Raw genomic sequence first — 20,274 nt, forward strand, 5'->3', positions numbered from 1 at the left:
TACAACGATCGACAGCCGAGAGGCCCTACCTGAGGCCCTCGGCACATCGATCATACGGACTCACGGCTGACACGATCGGGGGCTCATCCCTCAACGGTCGCCGTTTCCCGCGCCGCATCCGGCCCGCGCTCCAGCAGCACCCGGAAGCCGGCCTCGTCGAGAACCGGCACGCCGATCTCCAGCGCCTTCTCGTACTTCGAGCCGGGGGCGTCGCCCGCCACCACGAACGCCGTCTTCTTGGAGACCGAGCCCGCCGCCCGGCCGCCGCGGGCCGTGATGGCCTCCTTGGCCTCGTCGCGGGAGTACCCCTCCATCGAGCCGGTGACAACGATGGACAGGCCGTCGAGCGTGCGCGGAACCGACGTGTCGACCGCGTCGACCATCCGGACGCCCGCAGCACGCCACTTCTCGACGACCTCCCGGTGCCAGTCGACGGTGAACCAGTCGCGGACCGCGGCGGCGATCGTGGGCCCGACGCCCTCGACACCGGCGATCGGCGCCAGCGCCGCCGTGAGGGCCTTCGACTGTGCCCGCGCCGCCACCCGGGCAGCCCGCTCCACCGCGGCGGCCCGCTCCTCGGCGGAGACCTCCGGCACGTCCTCCCCGCCCGCCGAGGCGGCCCCGTCCGCCCCCGCACCCTCGGCACCCGCACCGTCGACAGCCACCGGGTCGACAGCCACCTGGTCGACAGCCACCGGGTCCTCGCGGATGAGGGCAGACGTGGCCGCATCGTCGGGGTCGGCGACCGAGCCGTCGGAGGTGATCGGGATCCCCGCGGCGGCGGTGTCGCGGGCCGCGGCCTCCGCCGCCTCCTCGATCGCGTCCATCGAGCCGAACTCGCGGGCGAGGGCCTGTGCGGCCGTGGGCCCGACGTGCCGGATGGACAACCCGACCAGCACCCGCCACAACGGGCGGTCCTTCGCCTCCTGCAGGTTGGCCAGCAGCTTGTGGCCGTTGGCCGACAGCTCCCCCGCCTTCGTGTGGAACAGGTCGACGCGCAGCAGGTCGTCGGCGGTGAGGGTGAAGACGTCGCCCTCGTCCTGCATCACGCCGGAGGCGAGCAGGGCCGTGGCCGCCTCGTAGCCCAGCCCCTCGATGTCGAACGCGCCCCGCCCGGCCACGTGGAAGAGCCGCTCTCGCAGCTGCGCGGGGCAGGAGCGGGCGTTGGGGCAGCGCTGGTCGACGTCGCCCGCCTTCTGCCGGACCAGCCGGGTGCCGCACTCGGGGCAGTGGGTGGGCATGACGAACGCGCGCTCCGAGCCGTCGCGCAGATCGACCACCGGCCCCAGCACCTCGGGGATGACGTCGCCCGCCTTGCGGATGACGACGTGGTCGCCGATGAGCACGCCCTTGCGCCGCACCTCGTCGGCGTTGTGGAGCGTGGCCAGCGAGACGGTGGACCCGGCCACGACGACCGGCTCCATCTGCGCGAACGGGGTGACCCGCCCGGTGCGGCCCACGTTGACCTCGATGTTGAGGAGCTTCGTGGTGGCCTCCTCCGGCGGGTACTTGAACGCGATGGCCCAGCGAGGCGCCCGTGAGGTGGACCCGAGCCGCCGCTGCAGCGCCACCTCGTCGACCTTGACGACGACGCCGTCGATCTCGTGCTCGATGTCGTGGCGGTGCTCGCCCCAGTACTCGACGTTGGCGACCACCTCGGCGACGCCGTCGAGCACCACGGTGCGGTCCGACACCGGCAGCCCCCACGCCCGCAGCGCGTCGTAGCCCTGGGACTGGCGCTCCAGCGCGAACCCCTCGCGCTTGCCGAAGCCGTGGCAGATCAGCCGGAGATGGCGCGATGCGGTGACCTTCGGGTCCTTCTGCCGCAACGACCCGGCCGCGGTGTTGCGCGGGTTGGCGAACGGCGGCTTGCCCGCCTCCACCAGCGACGCGTTGAGCGCCTGGAAGTCCTCCAGCCGGAAGTAGACCTCGCCGCGTACCTCGATCACCGCCGGCACCGGGAACTCGGCGGTGCCGGTGAGCCGGACGGGCACCTCCTCGAGGGTGCGCATGTTGAGCGTGATGTCCTCACCGGTGCGGCCGTCGCCGCGGGTGAGCGCCCTGGTGAGCCTGCCGTTCTCGTAGAGCAGGTTGACGGCGAGCCCGTCGATCTTGAGCTCGCACAGGTAGTGGAGCTTCTCCGCACCCACCTCGCGGGCGACCCGCTCCGCCCAGCCGCGCATCTCGTCGGCGCTGAAGGCGTTGTCGAGGCTGAGCATGCGCTCGAGGTGGTCGTGTGCGGTGAAGTCGGTGGAGAACCGCTCGACCACCTTCTGCGTCGGCGACTCCGGCGTGGCCAGCTCGGGGTACTGCTCCTCCAGCGCCACCAGCTCGCGCCACAGCGTGTCGAACTGCCCGTCGGAGACCACGGGCGAGTCGAGCACGTAGTACCGGAACTGGTGGTCGGCGATCTCGGCCGCCAACCGGGAGTGCCGCTCACGGGCCTCTACCGGCGGGGCAGAGGGGGCAGGTTCTGGGCTCACGCCCGTGAGGCTACCGAGCCGAACCGACAGTCTCAGATACCGACGCCCCAGGTCAGGAAGTTCAGGAAAGCCACTTTCAGGCCCGCAGAGGGCAGCAAAGTGGCTTTCCTGAACTCATCCCCGGAGGGTCTAGACCTTCAGGAGCTCTCTTGTCGCGCCCAGCAGGGTCACCACGGAGCGTTCCGTGGCCGCGTGGCCCATCAGGCCGATCCGCCAGGCCCGGCCGGCGAACGCCCCGAGCCCGCCCCCGACCTCGATCCCGTACTCGGCCAGCAGGCGCGTGCGCGCCGGTCCGTCCTCCAGGCCCTCGGGCAGCACCGCGGTGGTGAGCTGCGGGAGCCGGGCACCGTCGGGCGCCACCAGCGAGAAGCCCAGCTCGGGAAGCTCGGACTGCAGCAGCGCACCGACCCGAGCGTGCCGGTCCCAGACCGACTCCACGCCCTCCTCCAGCAGCCGTCCCAGCCCAGCGTGCAGCGCGTACGCGAGCGTGGACGACGCCGTGTGGTGGTAGCGCGGCGGGCTCGCCAGGAAGTAGTCGTGGAGCAGGCCGAGATCCAGGTAGTAGGAGTGGATCGGGGTGGTGCGGTTCCGCATCTTCGCGACGGCGCGCGGGCCGAGCGTCACCGGAGCGAGCCCGGGCGGGGCACCGAGGCACTTCTGGGATGCGGAGTAGCAGGCGTCGATCTGCCAGGCGTCGACCTCGAGCGGGGTGCCGCCCAACGCGGTGACGGCGTCGACGAGCAGCAGGGTGTCGGTCTGCGCGAGCTCCGGTCCGAGCGGGGCGACGTCGTTGCGCACGCCGGTGGAGGTCTCCGCCGCCACGACCGCCACGACCGCGGCCTGCGGGTGGGCCCGGTGCGCCGCGAGGACGTCGGCCGGGTCGAGCGCGGTGCCCCACGGGGCCTCGACCCGCACCACCCGCGCGCCGCCGCGGTGCGCGACCTCGCAGAGCCGCTCGCCGAAGTAGCCGTTGACACCGACGATCACCGTCTCGCCCGGCTCCAGCAGCGAGGCGAGGCAGGCCTCCATGCCGGCGGAGCCCGTGCCGCTGACCGGGAGCGTCAACGGATTCTCCGTGCGGAAGACCTGGCGCAACCGGTCGCCGGTCTCGTGGATCAGCGCGAGGTACTCCGGATCCAGGTGGCCGAGCACCGGGCGGGCCAGCGCTTCGACAGCCTCCGGGTACGGGGTCGATGGTCCCGGGCCGAGCAGCAGACGGTCACCGTGCATGCCTGGCACGGTACGCGCGGCCGGAGGGACAAAAGACTCAGGACTCCTCGGGCGGATCGAGGAATGCGTCACCCAGCTCCCGGGACAGGGCCAGCGCGTGCCTGGCCCAGGTCGGGGTCGCGCCGGCGAGCCCGCAGGTCGTGGTGGGTACGGCGAGGGTCGCGAGCCGCGAGCGGTCGAAGCCCAGCCGGTCCGCGAGGTCGAAGGCGGGGCGGGCGAGCTGCCGCGACGTCACCGGCCGTCCGGGGTCGAGCGCCGGCACCAGTCCCAGCAGCAGCGGCGTGCCGCTGTCCCAGACCTCACCGAGCGTGTCGAGCGCCGCGGGCAGCGCGGTGCCGCCGGAGAAGACGGGCCGGGTGGCGTCGATCCCGATGCCTGCGGCGCCGATGTCGGCGAGCAGCCGCACGGGCGGGCGGTCCGCGCAGCAGTGCACCACCACCGGCACCCCGAGGCCTGCGACGAGGTCGCGCAGCGCGTCCTGCGCCTCGTTCCGCCCCACCGAGCGCACCGTCCCGTAGCCGGACGCGGTGGGCAGCGTGCCGGCCAGCACCGCGGGCAGGGTGGGCTCGTCCAGCTGCACCAGCACCTGGGCGCCGGTGCGGGCGGCCACCTCCGCGATGTGCACCCGCAGCCCGTCCAGCAGGCTCGCCGCGAACTCGCTGACCGCACCGTGGTCGGTGAGCACCCGGTGTCCCGAGTGCACCTCGACGGCCGCCGCGAGCGTCCACGGGCCGGCCACCTGCACCTTCACCCAGCCCGGCCGGGCGACCTCGCAGGCCTCGTCGAGCGCGTCGAGGTCGGTGCGCAGCAGGTCGACGGCGCGCCGGTGGTCGCCGCCCGGCCGGGCCGTGACCCGGTAGCCGCTGGGCACGACCTCCACGGCGATGTCCACGAGCAGCGCCGCCGTACGGCCGATCATGTCGGCGCCGACACCGCGGGCGGGTAGCTCCGGCAGGAAGGGCAACAGGGGCAGCTCACCCACGACCGCGGCGGCGGCTTCACGCGGGTCGGTGCCGGGCAGCGAGCCGACCCCCGTGGCGGCGCCGTCGGGCCACCGCGGCAGCGGCGCGGCGTCCTGGGTCTCGTCGACCGGGTCCGGCACGACCATCGCGCCGCCGCCCGCCGTCTGTCCCGGGGTGGCCCCGGCCAGGCCGGCCGCTGCGATCGCGGCCTCGAGGGCGTCATCGGTACTCACGGCCGGTGTCTACCACCCGCCGTGCGCGGTCATGCCTTCCGGTACCGGGCGTCGAAGAAGCAGTAGACCCCGAACGCGACCAGTCCGAGAGCCAGGACCATCAGGACCACCGGCCCGTACGGCTGGTCGGCCACGACCTGCAGCCCGGCGTCGAGGCCGGTCGGCTGTGCCGGGTCGAACCGCACCGCGGCCACGAGGAGCAGCACGCCGGGGATCCCGTAGACCAGCCCGAGCGCGGTCCAGCCGAGCTGCCCGATGCGGGTGACCAGCAGCGACCGGTTGAGCCCCGCGCCCCGCAGGTCGAGCTCGCGCAGGAACGCGTGGATGACGCCACGGTGCACCGCGTAGCCGCCCCCGACGACGAGCCCGACGCCGGCGAGCCCCACGAGCAGCGGGCCCCCGGGCAGGCCGAAGACGACCGTGGCGAATGACGGCTTCTGCGACGGTGCGCCTCCGCTCGCGGCGACCGATCCGGCCGACCAGGCCAGAACGCCGAACAGCGCCGCCTCCGCGAGGTTGACGGCGGTCCGCAGCACGCGGTTCCCGACCGGTTCTCCGCGGTGCCCCCACACGGCCTCGGCGAGCTGCCAGACCACGAGCGCGACCAGCCCGACCGTGATCACCCACAGCAGTGCCACGCCTGCCCCCTGCTCGGCGATCGCCTGGAGCGCGCCCTTCTTGTCGACCCGTTCCCGATCACCGAGCGCGACCTGCACGGCGAGCGCGGCGACCAGCAGATGCACCACCCCGTACGCGACCAGACCGACGCGGCCGAGCACGACCACGGGTGCACTGCGGACCACGTCCCGCGCCGCCGCTCCGGTGGTGTCGGACACCATGCGCACCTCCTCGTGCGCGCGAAGCGTCCCGCGGGCCGGGCGGCACCGCCACTCGGCGGGAGAACTGCGAACGGATGGCGCGAGCTCAGTGCGCCCCGGTGATCGTGGCGCTGCCCAGCACCACGTCGCCCGCGGCGTCCGGACGGTACAGGGCGACCGCCTGGCCAGGGGCGACGCCGCGCAGCGGCTCGTCGAGCTCCACGCGCAGCCCGTCGGCCGCCGGAACGGCCACCGCAGCGGCCAGCCCGCCGTGGGCCCGGACCTGGGCCACGCACGGGAACCGGTCGCCCGGGGCGCTTCCCGCGCTCCACACCGGACGCGCGGCGTCGATCGTGCGGACGTCGAGCGCGGACGCCGGCCCGACCCGGACGGTGCCGCTGACCGGCTCGATCCCCAGCACGTAGCGGGGGCGGCCGTCGCCTGCCGGCGCGTCGATGCCGAGGCCCTTGCGCTGCCCGACCGTGAACCCGTGTACGCCGTCGTGGCGGGCCAGCTCCTCGCCGGTGGCGTGGTCGACCACCGCGCCCGGCCGGGCGCCGACGCGGGCCCCGAGGAACGCGCGGGTATCGCCGGAGGGGATGAAGCAGATGTCGTGGCTGTCGGGCTTGTCGGCCACCCGCAGGCCCCGGGCGGCGGCCTCGGCGCGCACGGCGGGCTTCTCGGTGTCGCCGATGGGGAACATCGCGTGTGCCAACTGGTGCCGCGTGAGCACGGCGAGCACGTAGGACTGGTCCTTGCCGTCGTCGACGGCGCGGCGCAGCTCACCGGCGGTGAGACGCGCGTAGTGCCCGGTGCAGACCGCGTCGAAGCCGAGCCCGAGCGCCCGCTCCAGCAGGGCCGAGAACTTGATCTTCTCGTTGCACCGCAGGCACGGGTTGGGGGTCTGCCCCGCCGCGTACGCCGCGACGAAGTCGTCCACCACGTCGGCGGTGAAGCGCGCGGCGAAGTCCCAGACGTAGAACGGGATGTCGAGGACGTCGGCGGCCCGCCGGGCGTCGGACGCGTCCTCCCGTGAGCAGCACCCCCGGGACCCGCCACGCAGCGCCGCCGGGGTCTCCGACAGCGCCAGGTGCACCCCGACGACGTCGTGCCCGGCCTCGACGGCGCGGGCCGCCGCCACGGCGGAGTCGACCCCGCCGCTCATCGCGGCCAGAACCCTCATCGGACGGCCGCTGGCTGCCCTGCGCGACGCGCCCGCTCGACCACGGCACCGATCACCGCGACCACGGCGTCGACGTCGGAGGGGGTGGAGGTGTGGCCGAGGGAGAACCGCAGCGAGCCGCGCGCGGTGGCCTCGTCGGCACCCATCGCGAGCAGCACGTGGCTGGGCTGCGACACCCCCGCGGTGCACGCCGAGCCGGTGGAGCACTCGATGCCGTGGGCGTCGAGCAGCATGAGCAGGCTGTCGCCCTCGCAGCCGGGGAAGGACAGGTGGGCGTTGCCCGGCAGCCGCGACGGGCCACCCTCGACGACGCCGGCGCCCGGGTCGCCGTTGAGCGTGGCGTCCGGGACGGCGGCGAGGATCTTGCCGACGAGGTCGTCGCGCAGCCCGGCGATCGTGGCCGCCCGTCGGGCCGAGCCGGTGGCCGCGACCTCGACGGCGGTGGCCAGGCTCACGACGGCCGGGGTGTCCAGGGTGCCGGACCGCACGTCCCGCTCCTGGCCGCCACCGTGCAGGAGCGGGGTGAGCGCCACCTCCCGCCCGAGCAGCAGCACGCCGACTCCGATCGGGCCACCGAGCTTGTGGCCGGTGAGGGTGAGTGCGTCGGCCCCGCAGGCCGCGAAGTCCACCGGCAGGACGCCGACGGCCTGCACGGCGTCGCTGTGCATCGGCACGCCGAACTCGTGGGCGATGGCGGCGAGCTCGCGGACCGGGTTGACGGTGCCGACCTCGTTGTTGGCCCACATCACCGAGACCAGCGCCACCCGCTCGGGGTCGCGGGCGATCGCGGCCCGCAGCGTCTCGGGGCGGACCCTGCCGACCTCGTCGACCTCCAGCAGCTCCACCTCGGCGCCCTCGTGGTGGGCGAGCCACTCCGCGGAGTCGAGCACCGCGTGGTGCTCGATCGCCGAGACCAGCACGCGGGTGCGGCGCGGATCGGCGGCCCGGCGCGTCCAGTACAGGCCCTTGACCGCCAGGTTGTCGCTCTCGGTGCCACCGGTGGTGAACACGACCTCCGACGGGCGCGCGCCCACCGCGGCCGCGATCCGTTCGCGGGACTCCTCGACAGCGCGCCGGGCCCGCCGACCCGCGGTGTGGAGCGAGGAGGCGTTGCCGGTGCGACGCATCGCATCGGTCATCGCCGCCACCGCCTCGTCGAGCATCGGGGTGGTGGCGGCGTGGTCGAGATAGATCGCTGGAGGTGTCACTGAGCTCTACGCTGCCATTCAGGTCGGCTACCCGTCCCGGTCATTGAACGCGCCCCCAGAGTAGTCGCCGCGCAGTGGGCCACCCCCGGGCTATGCGGCCACCGGGGCGGCGGCGCAGGACGGGTGGTACCGCGCATGCGAATGCGTCACGCCGGTGTGCGCCCCGACCGCCTCCGCGGCGAGGCGGGCCAGCTCCCGCCGGTCGGCCGCCGCGCCGGGCGGGATCACCGGGAGCACGGTCAGCTCGCAGACCAGGGCGGGCAGCCGCAGGACCCGGGAGAGCGAGTCCCAGAGCGTCTGGTCCCCGACGAACGCCGACGACCGGTCCTGGCTCCCGTCCGGGCGCCGCAGCTCGATCGCCACCGGTCGCACCGGAGCCCCCGCGTCGACGGCCGCCTGGAACGCCGCCCGCCGGAACGTCCCCGCCGCGGCGCCACACCACGTGGTGCCCTCCGGGAAGACGCCGACGACGGCCCCGGAGCGCAGCGCCTGCGTCGTGGCGGCGACGGTGGCGGGGAGCGAGCGGAGCCCGGCGCGGTCCACGAACAGGGCGCCGGTGCGCGCGGCCAGCCCTCCGATGACCGGCCAGTCCCGCAGCTCCTGCTTGGCGAGCATCCGCACGGGCTGCACGGCGCCCATGGCGAGCACGTCGATCCAGGACAGGTGGTTGGCGACGACGAGCACGCCCGACCGGTCGGTGGAGAAACCGTCGTTGACGCGCAGCCGCACCCCCACCGCACGCAGGGCGGCCCGGCAGCCCGCGCGCAGCGCGTGACCCCGCACGGGGCCGCGCAGCAGCGGCACGGCCAGCACGGCGCCCACCAGCACGGCGACGAGCAGCAGCCCGACCAGCCGGACCAGTCGCGCGGCCATGCGCAGCCCGGAGGCGGGGTCCCCGTCGTCGTCCTGCAGGCAGCCCGGTCCGCACGGCGACGAGGGTGCCCAGCCCGCCGTCGGCTGCGCCGGGTGCGGCAGCGCCACGGGGACACTCATTCCGCGTCACCCAGGAAGAACCGGACGTACCGCTCGTCCATGTGGTCCAGGCCGAGCAGCACCATGAAGTCGGCGCAGTCGAAGTCCGGGTCGTGCGCGGGCTCACCGGCCACCCACGCCCCGAGACGCAGGTAGCCGCGCAGCAGCGGGGGCAGCTGGACCCGCCGCGGCGCCGCGGCCCCGGTCGGGTCCCACGGCCGCAGCGGCTGCACGCGGTACGGCTGCGGCGAGAGGTGCCGTGCGCGCACCCGGTCCCGGACGCCGGCGGCGAGGCCGCCCCCGTCGCCCAGCGGGACGCTGGCGCAGCCGCCGAGCCACCGGTTCCCGGTCAGCAGCATGTACCGGGCGATCCCGGCCCAGACGAGCCCGACGACCGCCCCGTCGCGGTGGTCGGGATGCACGCAGGACCGTCCGGTCTCCACGAGCGACGACCGCAGCGGCGCCAGCTCGTCGATCACGAACTCGGACTCCATGTAGAGCCCGCCCGCCGCGCGCGCCCGGTCGGGCGGCAGCATCCGGTAGGTACCGACGATCTCGCCGGTGACGTCGTCGCGGACCACGAGGTGGTCGCAGAACTCGTCGAAGTGGTCGATGTCGAGGCCGGGCTCCGGGGTGTGCAGCACGGCGCCGAGCTCTCCGGCGAAGACGCGGTGACGCAGCCGTTGGGCCTCGCGTACCTCGTCAGGGTCAGTGGTGATCAACAGCGAGTAGCGTGAGGTTGCGGCCTGCGGAGTACGCGCCAGAACCTGCGATGAGGTCACGCCGGTGTTGGTACGGGACGTGGGCGAACGCCGAACCCCGCGGGAGTCGACCGGTGGTGGCAACCCGATGAACAGCGCCGATCGTGCCCCGGACGGCGCTCACCGTCCGGGGCACTGACCGCGCGGGAAGATCAGCCCTTGCGCTTGGCGATCTCGTCCTTGAGCTGCGGGGCCACCTTGAACAGGTCACCCACGACGCCGAAGTCGGCGATCTCGAAGATCGGCGCGTCCGCGTCCTTGTTCACCGCGATGATCGTCTTGGACGTCTGCATCCCGGCCCGGTGCTGGATCGCCCCCGAGATGCCCAGTGCGATGTACAGCTGCGGCGACACCGTCTTGCCGGTCTGCCCCACCTGGAACTGGTGGGGGTAGTACCCGGAGTCGACCGCGGCGCGGGACGCCCCGACCGCGGCGCCGAGCGAGTCGGCCAGCGCCTCGACGACCTGGAAGTCGTCGGCCGAGCCCACGCCGCGGCCACCGGACACCACGACCGACGCCTCGGTGAGCTCCGGACGGTCCCCGCCCACGATCGGTTCCCGGCTCGCGACGGTGGCGGCCCTGCCCTGGCTCGCCGGCACCGGGACGCTCTCCTCCACGCCCGCGCCCGCGGCGGGCTCGATCTCCACCGACCCCGGGCGCAGCGTGATCACGGGGTGCGCGGTGGTGGCCTTGGCCTCTGCGATGTAGGCGCCACCGAACACCGAGTGCGTGACGCCGTCGGCGGACACGGCGACGACGTCACCGAGCAGCCCGCTGTTGGTGCGCACCGCGAGCCGCCCGGCGATCTCCTTGCCGTCGGCCGACACCGCGATCAGCACGGCCGCCGGGTCCTTCGACTCGACCAGCGACGCCAGCACCCCCACCTCGGGGGTGAGGAAGTCGGCGGAGTCGGTCTCCGCGACGTAGATCTTCTCGGCGCCGTGCTCCTTCAGCACGTCGGCCAGCTTGGCGGCCGTGCCCGCGGCACCGACCACCACCGCCGACGGCTCGCCCAGCGCGCGGGCGGCGGTCAACAGTTCGAACGTGCTCTTCTTGATCTCACCCTCGAGGTGGTCGACGAGGACCAGCACCTCGGCCATGAGCTTCTCCTCTTCCCGTCGAACGCTTCTCAGATGAGCTTCTGGGCGACCAGGAACGCGGCCACCTTCGCGCCGCCGTCACCCTCGTCCTCGATCTTCTCCCCGCCGCTCTTCGGCGGCTTGGGCTGGGACGAGGCCACGGTGGTGAGCGCGGTGGCCAGCCCCACCTCGGAGGGGTCGATCCCCGCATCCGCCAGCGAGAGTGTGGCCACCGGCTTCTTCTTGGCCGCCATGATCCCCTTGAACGACGGGTAGCGCGGCTCGTTGATCTTCTCTCCCACGCTCACCACCGCGGGAAGCTCCGCGCTGAGGTGGGTGACGCCGTCGTCGGTCTCGCGCCTGACGGTCACCGTGGACCCGTCGACGGTGACCTCACGGGCGTGCGTCAGCGCCGGCAGGCCGAGCACGTCGGCCACCATCGCGGGCACCGCGGCGCTCCGGCCGTCGGACGCCTCGTTGCCGGCCACCACCAGGTCGAACCCGCCCTCGACGGTGCCCAGCACCTTCGCCAGCGCCCGCGCGGTCTGCACCGCGCACGAGCCGTGCAGGGCCTCGTCCGACAGGTGCACCGCCTTGTCCGCGCCCATCGACAGCGCCTTGCGGATCGCGTCGGTGGCGCGGCCTGGCCCCATCGTCAGGACGGTGACCTCGCCGTCGTGGGCCTCCTTCAACTGCAGGGCCGCCTCCACCGCGCGCTCGTTGATCTCGTCGAGCACCGCGTCGGTGGCGTCCCGGTCCAGGGTGCCGTCGGACGAGTTGAGCTTGCGCTCCGAGTAGGTATCCGGCACCTGCTTGACCAGCACGACGATGTTCATCGGACCTCTTCGACCTCCTGCCGGTGCGGACGAGCCGCGGTGGGTCTCACGGGGGACGCTCGCGTTCGGCGTCCATCTGCCCGACTCTGCCACGCCCGCGGATCCGCGCCGTGGCCAGCCGGATCGCGCAATTGTTACTGGCGAGTAGCCAGCCCGCAAACGGACCCTCGGGTGAAACTCCTCACCCGAGCGAGCATCGGTGCCGGTTCGTCGTGTGGCGATCCACTCGACCGGGTATCCGACAAAATGCCCATCATGGATCGCATCAAGAGCTTCCTCGCCAGCCCGCAGGGCCGGCGCGTCACCGACCAGGGACGCCGCATGGCGTCCGACCCCCGCAACCGGGACCGTGCCCGCGGCCTGTTGGCGCGTCTGCGCCGCCGCTGACCGGCGGCCCCCACGCTTCAGCCGCCCGGAGCCGCTGAAGCCCGGATAGGGTCGGGCACCCGTCGACACGCGGAGCTGCCATGTCCGTCCTGGTCCGAGCCCACCCGAGCCGGAGATCCGACACGATCCGGACATGGGGGGCGGCGATGACGCTGGCCGTCGTCGCGGCCGCATGTGGCAACCCGGGCAACGGCGAGGTCGAGCTCGAACCGCACACAGCACCGGGTCAGCCGCCGGGAACGTTCCTGCTGGCGGCGGGCACCGACTTCGCCGGCACCGTCCAGCGGGTGCAGGGCGCGATCACCGATGGTGGTGGCGCGGTGGCCACGGTGGTCGACCACACCGCCGCGGCCCGGCAGGCCGGGGTGACGATCCCGGCAGCCACGCTGGTCATCGGAGGATCCCCGGCCGGACAGTGGCCGCTGCTGCGCATCGACCAGCGCGCCGGCGCCGAACTCCCGCAGCGCTACCTGGTGCGCCAGGCCGCCGACGGCTCGGTGAGCGTCACGGTCGACAGCGCCGACTACGTCGCCGCGGTGTCGGGCATCGGCGACCTCGTCGCGCGCGATGCGCTGCGGGACTCCACCACCGCCGTCCTCACCGATGCGGTGCCGGGCGCCCGCATCCCGGTGGGGTCCCCGCTGGTCGGCGTCACACCGTCCGGGCACCTCGTCACCGTCTTCGGCAGCGTCGACGTCCCCGCCACCGTCGAGCGGCTGCGCCGCGAGGCCGACCGCACCCCCGCCCGCTCGCTCGCCGTGGTCGACCTGGCCGCCGGATCGGCCGCCTCGGGTCCGCCGATCCGGCCCACCTCCGTGGTCTTCGTCAGCAACCCGGCGGCCGAGGCTCCGCTGCTCGCTGCCGCACCGTCCATCGGACTCGACCTGCCCCTGCGCTTCGTCGTGTGGCTCGACGAGCAGAACCTCACCCAGATCGGCTATCCCGACGTGGCCCGGCTCGCCGCCCGGCACGGCGTGGCGGCCGACGACCCGAATGTCGTGCGGATGGCCGCCGATTCCGACCGGCTCGCGCGACTCGCGGCCGGCCTCATCGAATGAAGTACGGAGCGACACGGTGATCGTGACCGGGTACGACGACCGGCAGGGCTGCGGCTATGTCCTCAGCACCGGGCCAGACGCAGCCGAGGGCCTGCCCGGCGGCAAGCCGGTCAGCCACAACGGGGTGTCGGTGCTGGCCACCCCCGAGCTGGCCGCGCTGCTGAATGATGCGCTGGCCCACCGGCCGACGGCGCTGTTGAGCTGGTCGGGCCCACGGGTACCCCTCACCCTGGACGACACCACGCTGCTCGCCTGGCTCAGGTACGACGTGGGGGGCGTGCTCACCGTCCGGGGCGCGCCCGCCCCGCACCCGAGGGCGTCGGGCTGACGCTCCCGAGGGCGGCGCCGCAACATCAGCGACGCGGCGGTCGCGTCGAGTGGTGCCGGGCCGCCGTGAGACCGTCCCCGGCGTGAGGACCCATGCACGATCGGCCGGAGCAGGCGAGCGGCCACCCCTCCGCGAGCATCAGGTCCCGGTCGCCGGCCTGCCCCTGACGGGCGAGCGGACCGTACCCGGCATACCGCAGGAGAACTACTGGTTCCGCCGCCACGAGGTGGTCTACCGGGAGCTGCTCCCGCGCTGCTCGGGCGCCGTCGTGCTGGAGGCGGGATGCGGGGAGGGCTACGGCGCCGACCTGCTGGCCGACGGTGCGGCCGCCGTGCTGGCGCTGGACTACGACGCGGCAACGGCCGCGCACGTGGCCCGACGCTATCCGCGTGTGGGGTCCGCGCGGGCCAACCTCGTGGCGCTCCCGGTGCGCGACGGGAGCTGCGGCGCGGTGGTGTCGTTGCAGGTGATCGAGCACCTCTGGGAGCAGGAACGGTTCCTGCGCGAGTGCCACCGCGTGCTGCGGCCCGGAGGTGCGCTGTTCGTCTCCACCCCCAACCGGATCACCTTCTCCCCCGGGCGTGACACGCCGCTCAACCCCTTCCACACCCGTGAGCTCTCGGGGGCGGAGCTGGCCGGGCTGGTTCGCGACGCGGGGTTCGCCGACGTCGAGGTACTCGGGCTGCACCACGGTCCGCGGCTGCGCGAGCTCGACACCCGCCACGGCGGTTCGATCGTCGGCGCGCAGGTCGCGGTGGCAGTCGGTGCCACGGACTGGCCCCCGGCCCTGCTCGGCGACGTCACCTCGGTGACGTGCGCCGACTTCGAGCTCACCGCGGACGATCTCGACGCGAGCCTGGACCTCGTCGCCGTCGCGGTGCGTCTGCCATGAGTGAGCCAGCGAGCGAATCATTGTCACAGCGCGAGCCGGTGGGGACGTTCTGCCTCGTCCTGCACAGCCACCTGCCGTGGCTGGCCCACCACGGGCGCTGGCCGGTCGGGGAGGAGTGGCTCTACCAGGCGTGGGCGCACGCCTACCTCCCGGTGCTCGACGTCGTGGAGCGGCTCGCCGCCGAGGGCTTCCGCGACCAGCTGACGCTCGGGGTCACGCCCGTGCTCGCCGCGCAGCTGGACGACCCGCACTGCCTGCGCGGCATGCACGACTGGCTCGGCGGCTGGCTGCTGCGCGCCCACGGGGCCGCCCCGCGGCTCCCGGAGCTGGTCACCCACGAACACCGCGCCGCCACCGCGGCTCTCGCGCTGTTCGAGTCGCGCTGGCTCCACGGCGCGTCGCCGGTGCTGCGCCGCCTCGCCGACGCCGGGGCGCTGGAGCTGCTCGGCGGGCCCGCGACGCATCCGTTCGGCCCGCTGCTGCTGCCCGAGGTCCGCGCGTTCGCGCTCGAGACCGGGCTCGCCGACACCGCCATCCGGCTCGGCTCGCGGCCCGCAGGCATCTGGGCACCCGAGTGCGGCTACGCGCCGGGCATGGAACAGGGGTACGCCGCAGCCGGTGTGCGGCGCTTCCTCGTCGACGGGCCCGCGCTGCACGGCGACACCGCGCTCGCGCGCCCGGCCGGAGGCTCGGACGTGCTCGCCTTCGGCCGGGATCTGGACGTGACCTACCGGGTGTGGTCGCCCCGCTCGGGATATCCCGGTGACCGCGACTACCGCGACTTCCACACGTTCGACCACCCGTCAGGACTCAAGCCCGCCCGCGTCACGGGGCGGAAGGTGGCTCCCGAGGACAAGCAGCCCTACGACCCCGCGCGTGCCGCCGCTGCCGTGGCCCGCGACGCCGCCGACTTCGTGTCGGTCGTCCGGGAACGCCTCCTGGGCCTGCGGGAACGGCTGGGACGCCCCGCGCTCACCGTCGCCGCCTTCGACACCGAGCTGTTCGGGCACTGGTGGCACGAGGGGCCTGCCTGGCTGGAGGCGGTGCTGCGGGCTCTGCCCGAAGCGGGCGTGCGGGTGACCACGCTGCGCGGTGCCGCCGACGCCGGGCTCGTCGGCGAGCCGGTCGAGCTGCCGCCGTCGTCATGGGGGTCGGGCAAGGACTGGCGTGTGTGGGCGGGCGACCAGGTGGCCGACCTCGTGGGGCTGAACGAACAGGTGCAGAAGACGCTGCTGAGCAGCGTCGCACCGGGCCTGGCGCGCGACCCGGTGCGCGACGTGCTCGCGCAGGAGGCGCTCCTCGCGCTGTCGAGCGACTGGGCCTTCATGGTCAGCAAGGACTCGGCGGCCGACTACGCACGGTCGCGCGCGTACGGGCACGCCGGCCGGGTGGAGGAGCTGGCCGGCCTCCTCACGGACGGAAGCCGGACGGCGGCCACCCGCCGCATCGCGTCCTGGCCCGGCCGCCCCTTCGGCCACGTGGACGCCCGCGCGCTCTAGGCTAGGGGGCCGTCAGCACAGGCTCCGGAAGAACGCGCGGACGTCGTTCGCGAACAGGTCGGGCACCTCCAGCGCGGCGAAGTGACCGCCGCGGTCGAACTCGGTCCAGCGGGTGATCCGGTAGAGCCGCTCGGCGAGCACCCGTACGGGCAGGGTGACGTCGTGCGCGAAGACGGCCACGCCCACCGGCACCGGGCAGGGCAGCGGTCCGGCCGTGCTCTCGCGGTGCATGCGCGGCGCCGACCCGGCCGTGCCGGTGAGCCAGTAGAGCATCACGTTCGTGAGCAGGCGGTCGATATCGATCGTGCAGCCCGGATCGCCCCACTCCGCGAACGTGTCGGCCAGCCAGGCCAGCTGTCCGACCGGCGAGTCGGACAGCCCGTACGCCGGCACCTGCGGACGGGTTCCGTTGAGCACCCGGACCCCCGGCTGGTGGGCGAGGTAGAGCCGGGTCCGTGCCAGCCGCGCGAGATCGGACTCGGACAGGCGGGCGTCCTCCTCCCCCGCCGCAGGCGGCGGGGTGGGCAGGTAGTTCAGGTGGACGCCCACGACGTGCTCGGGAGCGACGGCGCCCAGCGTGCGCGAGATCGCGGACCCCCAGTCGCCGCCCTGGGCGCCGTAGCGGTCGTAGCCCAGCCTGCGCATCAGCTCGGCCCAGGCCCTGGCGACGCGGGGCACGTCCCAGCCGCGCTCCCGGGTGGGACCGGAGAAGCCGAAACCGGGGATCGACGGGATCACGAGATGGAAGTCCTCCGACAGCGGGGCGATGACGTCGAGGAACTCCACGATCGACCCCGGCCAGCCGTGCGTGAGGACGAGCGGCAGCGCGTCCGGGTCGGTGGACCGCACGTGCAGGGCGTGGACGCGCTGGCCGTCGATCTCCGTGACGAGCTGCGGGTACCGGTTCAGCTCGGCCTCGGGGCGGCGCCAGTCGTACGCCGTGCGCCAGTGGTCGGTCAGTTCCCGCACCCGGTCCACCGGAATGCCGTGGTCCCAGCCGACGCCGGGAAGGGCGTCGGGCCAGCGGGTACGAGCCAGCCGCTCGGCCAGGTCGTCGAGATCCGCCTGAGGGACGTCGATGCGGAACGGCGTGATCACGGGCGCCTCCTGAGTGATTGTTGGCTGGGCCAACGTTGGTCAGGACCACGATAGACCTAATCGTGGGTAGGGCCAACAGTTGTAACCTCGCCGCGTGGAGACCCCAGGCGACCGCCGCACTCCAGCCCGGCTGCGCTCCACGCCGAGCTGGCTCATCTCACAGCTGGGCACACACACCGGGCGGCTGCTGGGGGAGGCGTTCGACGCCGGACACTGGCGCCGCTACCACTACGCCCTGCTCGCCGCGCTGGAGGAGTTCGGGCCCGCGAGCCAAGCGGCACTGGGACGGCGCTGCCGGATCGACCGCAGCTACGTCGTGGAGGCGATCAGCGAGCTCGCCGAGCAGGAACTGGTGGTCCGCGCCCCGGATCCCGCCGACCGCAGGCGCAACGTCATCACGATCACCGAGGCCGGGCTGCACCACCTCGAGCGGCTCAGCACCACACTCGACGGAGTGCAGGAGGCGCTGCTCGCTCCGCTCTCACCAGCCGAGCGCAGCGAGCTGACCGAGCTCCTGAGCCGCGTCCTCGATCACCACACCGGCTCGCCGCCGGCCGGAGCGGCATGGGAGCCCGGAATTACCGCCGGGTAGTTTCCGGGGGATGCGGGTGCTGATGGTGTCCTGGGAGTACCCACCGGTGGTGGTCGGGGGCCTGGGCCGGCACGTCCACGCCCTCGCGACGGAGCTGGCGGCGGCCGGGCACGAGGTCGTCGTCCTGTCGCGGCAGCCCGCCGGCACCGACGCCGTCACGCATCCGACGCTCGACGAGGTCGTCGACGGGGTGCGCGTGCTGCGCGTCGCCGAGGACCCGGCGCATCTCGAGTTCGAACGCGACATGGTGGCCTGGACCCTGGCCATGGGACACGCGCTCCTGCGTGCCGCGCTCACCCGGCTCGCCGGGTGGCGCCCCGACGTCGTGCACGCCCACGACTGGCTCGTGGCGCATCCGGCGATCGCGCTGGCCGACGTACTGGGAGTGCCGCTCGTCGCCACGATCCACGCCACCGAGGCGGGGCGGTACGCGGGCTGGCTGTCCGCGCCCCTGAGCCGTCAGGTGCACTCCACGGAGTGGTGGCTGGCGAACCGCGCCGACCGGGTGATCACCTGCTCGGCCGCGATGCGCGACGAGGTGGCCGAACTGTTCGAGCTGGATCCCGCGCGGGTCGCGGTGCTGCACAACGGGATCGCCCCCCGGCGCTGGCGCGCGGACCGGGCCAGGGTCGCCGCAGCGGGGAAACGGTACGCCCCGGCCGGGGAGCCTCTTCTGCTCTACTTCGGGCGGCTGGAGTACGAGAAGGGGGTGCAGGACCTGATCGCGGCGCTCCCGCGGATCCGCAGGGCACACCCGGGGACGAAGGTGCTGGTCGCCGGCACGGGAACCGCGGCGGACCTGCTGGTGCAGTCGGCACGGACGCACCGGGTACGGCGGAGCGTCGAGTTCCTCGGCCACCTGCCCGACGAGGATCTGGTCGCGCTGCTCGCCGCGGTCGACGCCGTGGTTCTGCCCAGTCGCTACGAGCCGTTCGGGATCGTGGCGCTGGAGGCCGCCGCGGCAGGCGCGCCACTCGTGGCGTCGACTGCGGGCGGGCTCGGAGAGGTGGTGGTCGACGGGGCCACCGGGGTGTCGTTCCCACCCGGCGATGTCGCGGCGCTCGCGCGGGCCGTCGGCGCCGTGCTCGGCGACCCGACGGCGGCAGCGCGGCGGGCCGGTACGGCACGCGCACGGCTCGCTGTCGACTTCGACTGGGCCCGCATCGCCGCGGAGACTGCTGCGGTGTACGCGGCAGCACCGGCGGGCGTGCCGGTCCAGCTCGGCCGGCCGAAGATCCCGACCGGCAACGTGTTCGGGCGCTCGGCGCCCGGGGTGAGGATCAGGCCGCCTCGTTGCTCATGATCTCCAGCGCGGCGTCGGGGTACTCCTCGACGAGCTGGTGGATGAGGTCATCGCGGTCCTCGGCGACGGCAGCGTTGACGGCTGCCGTGTACTCCTCGTCGAGCGCGTTGAGGCGGCGCACGGTGTCGTCCTTCATGGGGGCACCACTTCCTGGCTGGCGGTTTGTATCCGACGCCCTATCCAACGCGAGAAGGGCCGCCTTTGTTACCCAGGTTGCGGCAGGTCACATCGATTCAGATCCTGTTAACTTTTCTTGGGGGACGCACTACCGGAAGTTTGCTCCACTCGCTCTCGGACGGCCGCTTCCGTCTTACGGGCGATATCGGTGAGTGCCGCCCTGCGCTCGGCCGCCGCCTCGTAGTCGGCCACCCGGTTCCGCACCACCCTGGCCGGGGCGCCGACAGCGACGGAGTACTCCGGGATGTCCCCCCGCACCACCGCGTGCGCCCCCAGCACCGAGCCGCGCCCGACCCGGGTGCCGCGCAGCACCGACACCTTCACCCCGATCCAGCAGTCGGGCCCGATGCGCACCGGTGTCTTGACGATGCCTTGGTCCTTGATGGGGACGTGCACGTCCTCGGTGCGGTGGTCGAAGTCGGTGATGTACACCCAGTCCGCGACGATCGTGGCCGCCCCGACCTCGACGTCGAGGTAGCAGTTGATCGTGTTGTCCTTTCCGAACACGACCTTGTCGCCGATGCGCAGCGACCCTTCGTGGCAGCGCAGCGAGTTGCCGTCGCCGATGTGCACCCACCGGCCGATCTCCAGGCGGCCGTAGCCGGGGCGGGCGTGCAGTTCGACGCGCCTGCCGAGGAACACCATGCCGCGCAGGATCACGTGCGGGTTGGCCAGCCGGAAACGCAGCAGGCGCCAGTACCGGACCAGGTACCAGGGCGTGTAGGCGCGGTTGCGGATCACCCAGCGCAGCGACGCGATCGTCAGGAACCGGGCCTGCCGTGGGTCGCGACGCGGGGCGCGCCCCCAGCGGTCACGCAGGGGTGCGCCCCACATGCTGGTCATGACCCGACGATAGGGCTGCCGCGTTTCGCCTGCGCCGCCGCCCGGGTAGTCGCGCGGGTGACCAGTGACAGCTCCAACACGATCGGCGCCGAGGCGCCCGCCGGCACCGGGGAGGACCGGGTCGTCTCCCGCCGGGTCGACAACCCGACGGGGGCAGGCCCGGACGACGAGCACGCCTACGAGGCCGCCGATGCCGGGTCGGACCCGTCCGGGCCCGACCGGTCGAGCGGGGGTGAGGGAAGCACCGCCGAGCGCGCCGACCACGACCTCGACGCCGACGACGAGAGCGAGCCGACCCGTTCCGAGTGAGGTGCGGTTGCGCCGGCCCGCGT

The 20,274-nt window shown here is 73.7% G+C and carries 21 protein-coding genes; 8 read left to right on the forward strand and 13 right to left on the reverse strand.

Going from position 1 to position 20,274, the window contains the following annotated elements:
* Positions 1-83 precede the first annotated feature (83 nt).
* The 10 genes from ligA to AC5L35_RS13465 form a co-directional block, all read right to left on the reverse strand.
* The gene (gene ligA / locus AC5L35_RS13420) at positions 84-2,483 is read right to left on the reverse strand and encodes an NAD-dependent DNA ligase LigA (protein ID WP_495059940.1); all 2,400 of its coding nucleotides are present in this window, start codon (positions 2,481-2,483) and stop codon (positions 84-86) included.
* A 129-nt stretch (positions 2,484-2,612) separates the two neighbouring features.
* On the reverse strand, positions 2,613-3,713 hold the full coding sequence (locus AC5L35_RS13425) for a pyridoxal-phosphate-dependent aminotransferase family protein (RefSeq protein WP_495059941.1): 1,101 nt from the start codon (positions 3,711-3,713) through the stop codon (positions 2,613-2,615).
* Between the two features lie 37 nt (positions 3,714-3,750).
* A complete protein-coding gene (locus AC5L35_RS13430; RefSeq protein WP_495060378.1) occupies positions 3,751-4,821 on the reverse strand; it encodes a uroporphyrinogen decarboxylase/cobalamine-independent methonine synthase family protein in 1,071 nt (356 codons plus the stop codon).
* Positions 4,822-4,937: 116 nt separating this feature from the next.
* Positions 4,938-5,747 (reverse strand): DUF1206 domain-containing protein, encoded by an 810-nt coding sequence (locus AC5L35_RS13435; protein ID WP_495059942.1) that lies wholly within the window; start codon positions 5,745-5,747, stop codon positions 4,938-4,940.
* An 85-nt stretch (positions 5,748-5,832) separates the two neighbouring features.
* Positions 5,833-6,909 carry a tRNA 2-thiouridine(34) synthase MnmA gene (gene mnmA / locus AC5L35_RS13440; protein WP_495059943.1) on the reverse strand — a complete coding sequence of 359 codons (1,077 nt, stop codon included), beginning with the start codon at positions 6,907-6,909 and terminating at the stop codon, positions 5,833-5,835.
* On the reverse strand, positions 6,906-8,117 hold the full coding sequence (locus AC5L35_RS13445) for a cysteine desulfurase family protein (protein WP_495059944.1): 1,212 nt from the start codon (positions 8,115-8,117) through the stop codon (positions 6,906-6,908). The genes mnmA and AC5L35_RS13445 overlap by 4 nt, the downstream gene beginning before the upstream one ends.
* 90 nt (positions 8,118-8,207) lie before the next feature.
* On the reverse strand, positions 8,208-9,110 hold the full coding sequence (locus AC5L35_RS13450) for a lysophospholipid acyltransferase family protein (RefSeq protein ID WP_495059945.1): 903 nt from the start codon (positions 9,108-9,110) through the stop codon (positions 8,208-8,210).
* Positions 9,107-9,871 (reverse strand): GNAT family N-acetyltransferase, encoded by a 765-nt coding sequence (locus AC5L35_RS13455; protein ID WP_495059946.1) that lies wholly within the window; start codon positions 9,869-9,871, stop codon positions 9,107-9,109. The genes AC5L35_RS13450 and AC5L35_RS13455 overlap by 4 nt, the downstream gene beginning before the upstream one ends.
* 131 nt (positions 9,872-10,002) lie before the next feature.
* Positions 10,003-10,950 carry an electron transfer flavoprotein subunit alpha/FixB family protein gene (locus AC5L35_RS13460; protein WP_495059947.1) on the reverse strand — a complete coding sequence of 316 codons (948 nt, stop codon included), beginning with the start codon at positions 10,948-10,950 and terminating at the stop codon, positions 10,003-10,005.
* A gap of 29 nt (positions 10,951-10,979) precedes the next feature.
* Positions 10,980-11,765 carry an electron transfer flavoprotein subunit beta/FixA family protein gene (locus tag AC5L35_RS13465; protein ID WP_495059948.1) on the reverse strand — a complete coding sequence of 262 codons (786 nt, stop codon included), beginning with the start codon at positions 11,763-11,765 and terminating at the stop codon, positions 10,980-10,982.
* A gap of 255 nt (positions 11,766-12,020) precedes the next feature.
* On the opposite strand from AC5L35_RS13465, the gene AC5L35_RS13470 reads away from it, so the two are divergent.
* From AC5L35_RS13470 to AC5L35_RS13490, 5 genes are all read left to right on the forward strand, one after another.
* The gene (locus tag AC5L35_RS13470; RefSeq protein ID WP_495059949.1) at positions 12,021-12,152 is read left to right on the forward strand and encodes a hypothetical protein; all 132 of its coding nucleotides are present in this window, start codon (positions 12,021-12,023) and stop codon (positions 12,150-12,152) included.
* An 80-nt stretch (positions 12,153-12,232) separates the two neighbouring features.
* Complete coding sequence (locus AC5L35_RS13475) at positions 12,233-13,210, forward strand: DUF302 domain-containing protein (RefSeq protein WP_495059950.1); 978 nt, start codon at positions 12,233-12,235, stop codon at positions 13,208-13,210.
* A gap of 16 nt (positions 13,211-13,226) precedes the next feature.
* The gene (locus AC5L35_RS13480; RefSeq protein ID WP_495059951.1) at positions 13,227-13,538 is read left to right on the forward strand and encodes a hypothetical protein; all 312 of its coding nucleotides are present in this window, start codon (positions 13,227-13,229) and stop codon (positions 13,536-13,538) included.
* 157 nt (positions 13,539-13,695) lie between these two features.
* Positions 13,696-14,430 (forward strand): class I SAM-dependent methyltransferase, encoded by a 735-nt coding sequence (locus AC5L35_RS13485; protein ID WP_495060379.1) that lies wholly within the window; start codon positions 13,696-13,698, stop codon positions 14,428-14,430.
* Positions 14,427-15,929: a 1,4-alpha-glucan branching protein domain-containing protein gene (locus tag AC5L35_RS13490; RefSeq protein ID WP_495059952.1), complete on the forward strand. Its 1,503-nt coding sequence runs from the start codon at positions 14,427-14,429 to the stop codon at positions 15,927-15,929. Before AC5L35_RS13485 ends, AC5L35_RS13490 begins: the two co-directional genes overlap by 4 nt.
* A 12-nt stretch (positions 15,930-15,941) precedes the next feature.
* On the opposite strand, the gene AC5L35_RS13495 is transcribed toward AC5L35_RS13490, so the two are convergent.
* Positions 15,942-17,027 (reverse strand): epoxide hydrolase family protein, encoded by a 1,086-nt coding sequence (locus tag AC5L35_RS13495; protein ID WP_495059953.1) that lies wholly within the window; start codon positions 17,025-17,027, stop codon positions 15,942-15,944.
* 94 nt (positions 17,028-17,121) lie between these two features.
* Between AC5L35_RS13495 and AC5L35_RS13500 the strand changes: the two genes are divergently transcribed.
* Positions 17,122-17,619, forward strand: a complete 498-nt coding sequence (locus tag AC5L35_RS13500) for a MarR family winged helix-turn-helix transcriptional regulator (RefSeq protein ID WP_495059954.1) — start codon at positions 17,122-17,124, stop codon at positions 17,617-17,619.
* 10 nt (positions 17,620-17,629) lie between these two features.
* The gene (locus AC5L35_RS13505; protein WP_495059955.1) at positions 17,630-18,922 is read left to right on the forward strand and encodes a glycosyltransferase family 4 protein; all 1,293 of its coding nucleotides are present in this window, start codon (positions 17,630-17,632) and stop codon (positions 18,920-18,922) included.
* On the opposite strand, the gene AC5L35_RS13510 is transcribed toward AC5L35_RS13505, so the two are convergent.
* Together AC5L35_RS13510 and AC5L35_RS13515 are read right to left on the reverse strand one after the other, a co-directional pair.
* Positions 18,900-19,058, reverse strand: a complete 159-nt coding sequence (locus AC5L35_RS13510) for a hypothetical protein (protein ID WP_495059956.1) — start codon at positions 19,056-19,058, stop codon at positions 18,900-18,902. The genes AC5L35_RS13505 and AC5L35_RS13510 overlap by 23 nt on opposite strands.
* Positions 19,059-19,165: 107 nt before the next feature.
* The gene (locus tag AC5L35_RS13515) at positions 19,166-19,942 is read right to left on the reverse strand and encodes an acyltransferase (RefSeq protein ID WP_495059957.1); all 777 of its coding nucleotides are present in this window, start codon (positions 19,940-19,942) and stop codon (positions 19,166-19,168) included.
* A gap of 57 nt (positions 19,943-19,999) precedes the next feature.
* Between AC5L35_RS13515 and AC5L35_RS13520 the strand changes: the two genes are divergently transcribed.
* Positions 20,000-20,251 carry a hypothetical protein gene (locus AC5L35_RS13520; protein ID WP_495059958.1) on the forward strand — a complete coding sequence of 84 codons (252 nt, stop codon included), beginning with the start codon at positions 20,000-20,002 and terminating at the stop codon, positions 20,249-20,251.
* Positions 20,252-20,274: the final 23 nt, after the last annotated feature.

It is taken from the genome of Pseudonocardia sp. OZ21 (assembly GCF_059359135.1).

Coding starts and splice junctions, on each gene's coding strand:
- AC5L35_RS13470 (WP_495059949.1), top strand. CDS start 12,021: ATGGATCGCATCAAGAGCTTCCTCGCCAGCCCGCAGGGCCGGCGCGTC.
- AC5L35_RS13490 (WP_495059952.1), top strand. CDS start 14,427: ATGAGTGAGCCAGCGAGCGAATCATTGTCACAGCGCGAGCCGGTGGGG.
- AC5L35_RS13450 (WP_495059945.1), bottom strand. CDS start 9,110: ATGAGTGTCCCCGTGGCGCTGCCGCACCCGGCGCAGCCGACGGCGGGC.
- AC5L35_RS13430 (WP_495060378.1), bottom strand. CDS start 4,821: ATGGTCGTGCCGGACCCGGTCGACGAGACCCAGGACGCCGCGCCGCTG.
- AC5L35_RS13425 (WP_495059941.1), bottom strand. CDS start 3,713: ATGCACGGTGACCGTCTGCTGCTCGGCCCGGGACCATCGACCCCGTAC.
- AC5L35_RS13510 (WP_495059956.1), bottom strand. CDS start 19,058: ATGAAGGACGACACCGTGCGCCGCCTCAACGCGCTCGACGAGGAGTAC.
- AC5L35_RS13435 (WP_495059942.1), bottom strand. CDS start 5,747: ATGGTGTCCGACACCACCGGAGCGGCGGCGCGGGACGTGGTCCGCAGT.
- AC5L35_RS13460 (WP_495059947.1), bottom strand. CDS start 10,950: ATGGCCGAGGTGCTGGTCCTCGTCGACCACCTCGAGGGTGAGATCAAG.
- AC5L35_RS13475 (WP_495059950.1), top strand. CDS start 12,233: ATGTCCGTCCTGGTCCGAGCCCACCCGAGCCGGAGATCCGACACGATC.
- AC5L35_RS13465 (WP_495059948.1), bottom strand. CDS start 11,765: ATGAACATCGTCGTGCTGGTCAAGCAGGTGCCGGATACCTACTCGGAG.
- AC5L35_RS13505 (WP_495059955.1), top strand. CDS start 17,630: ATGCGGGTGCTGATGGTGTCCTGGGAGTACCCACCGGTGGTGGTCGGG.
- mnmA (WP_495059943.1), bottom strand. CDS start 6,909: ATGAGGGTTCTGGCCGCGATGAGCGGCGGGGTCGACTCCGCCGTGGCG.
- AC5L35_RS13515 (WP_495059957.1), bottom strand. CDS start 19,942: ATGACCAGCATGTGGGGCGCACCCCTGCGTGACCGCTGGGGGCGCGCC.